This window comes from Xanthobacter autotrophicus (assembly GCF_029991245.1).
In the GTDB taxonomy this organism is placed as follows: domain Bacteria; phylum Pseudomonadota; class Alphaproteobacteria; order Rhizobiales; family Xanthobacteraceae; genus Xanthobacter; species Xanthobacter autotrophicus_C.
Window position 1 is genome coordinate 1 of the sequence record NZ_JAIVFO010000438.1, and the last position, 402, is coordinate 402.

The 402-nt window shown below is 69.2% G+C and carries 1 pseudogene; it reads right to left on the reverse strand.

Annotation, left to right across the window (positions count from 1 at the left end):
* Positions 1-394 (reverse strand): annotated as a pseudogene (locus K9U41_RS23585) (hypothetical protein); the annotation flags it as partial.
* Positions 395-402 lie beyond the last annotated feature (8 nt).

The following is a 402-nucleotide window of genomic DNA, read 5'->3' on the forward strand; positions in this document are numbered from 1 at the left end:
GGATGTCGGCGCCGACCGAGGCGGTGCGGATCTCGTAGCCGTCGACACGGACCGAGCCGCCCGCTCCCGAGGAGCCGTGCGGGGTGTTGATGACCAGGTCGATCTCGCCGTCGTTGATCATCTGCACGGTCGTCTTCTCGCCGTTCGGGCCGGGTCCGTCGAAGTGCTTGCGGACCACGACGGCGTGCACGCCGTTGCGGCGCAGCACCTCGGCCGTCCCCTGGGTGGCGAGGATCTCGAAGCCGAGGTCGGAGAGCACCTTGACCGGGAAGATCATCGAGCGCTTGTCGCGGTTGGCCATCGAGACGAAGACCCGGCCGCTCGTGGGCAAGGAGCCGAACGCCGCGGTCTGGGCCTTGCTGAACGCGCGGCCGAAGTCGGCGTCGAGCCCCATCACCTCAC